This is a genomic window from Bacillus sp. JJ1503 (assembly GCF_036965125.1).
In the GTDB taxonomy this organism is placed as follows: domain Bacteria; phylum Bacillota; class Bacilli; order Bacillales; family Cytobacillaceae; genus Cytobacillus.
Window position 1 is genome coordinate 12,273 of record NZ_JBALOZ010000235.1, and the last position, 1,127, is coordinate 13,399.

Sequence of the window (1,127 nt, forward strand, 5' to 3'; positions counted from 1 at the left end):
GAATGGAATTTACTTTATTAATAAAAACTGTACTATTTTCCCTAGATAAAAGATAAAATTTTTCTTGTTCTAATTCTTTTAAATAGACTAATCCGTCCTCTGCCCATACCTTTATTTTTACCGTTTCATGATTTTCTAAAGTAATAAGCAGATCATATAACGGCACAGTTCGAGGCTCATAAGAAACATTTTGAGCATTTTTTATTAATTTGTTAAAAGTATGATTCCAGTCATCATCTTCAATAAAATAAATATCCTTTTGATTCCCCCCCTCTTTCTGAGTAAATGTATGTTTTGACTTTGCAGGGGATAATGTCATTTGAATAATTGAATTATTTTCTATTGTATTGATCATACTTGAGGTTTGGATTAGATCTGATTGATGTAAAAAAATAAAGGCAAATAAAACACATGCAGCAAACGAAACTGAAATAGTTAATATTTGTGGAAAAAGGTTTTTCGTACCTTTTGTTTGTTTATTCATCTCATCCAAGATTTTCAGTAAACTTAATTGTTTTTGCTGATTTGAGCGAGGTATATGCTTCAATTCCTGAAAAGAATGATCATATTCAGATAACTTCCTCATGGCTAACCCTCCGTTTTAGTAATTCTTTTTTTAACGCTGCCATTGCTCTAGAAGTTGTAATTTTAACTTTATTTTCATTCCAATTTAAAATTTCAGCGGTCTCCTTTATGGAAAACTCTTTGATCTTTCTTAAAATAATCACTTCCCGATAGCTAATCTTTAATTTTCTAATGGCCTCGTAAAGAATTGTAATATTCTCCCCTTTAAGTACAATTTCTAATGGTGATTGCTTTTCAGACTCGAATTGATATTTATCTATTGGAAAAAATTGGTACAACCGCTTTTTTCGTAAAAAATCGATCGTCACATTTCTGGCAATACGAAATAACCAATTAAACATATGAGACTCTCCATTGAATTGGTCTAGACTTCTAAATGCTTTGATAAAAGCTTCTTGAGTCAAGTCTTCAGCAATCTCTTTATTATTTACTAGGAGAAAAATATAGCCGTAAATTTTATCACTATATTCTGTGTATACTTTTTCAAAATGTTCTGCAGAATTTCTTTTCATTTATCCGCTCCCTCATACAAACTATTAGAC

The 1,127-nt window shown here is 30.1% G+C and carries 2 protein-coding genes; both read right to left on the reverse strand.

Annotated elements, in window-relative coordinates; all coding sequences use genetic code 11:
* Nucleotides 1–586: hypothetical protein (locus V7149_RS17645; RefSeq protein ID WP_335346916.1), on the reverse strand; the 586-nt coding region annotated here is incomplete at its 3' end.
* Nucleotides 570–1,097, reverse strand: coding sequence for an RNA polymerase sigma factor (locus V7149_RS17650; RefSeq protein WP_335346917.1), 528 nt, complete (start codon nt 1,095–1,097; stop codon nt 570–572). The genes V7149_RS17650 and V7149_RS17645, both read right to left, overlap by 17 nt.
* Nucleotides 1,098–1,127: the final 30 nt, after the last annotated feature.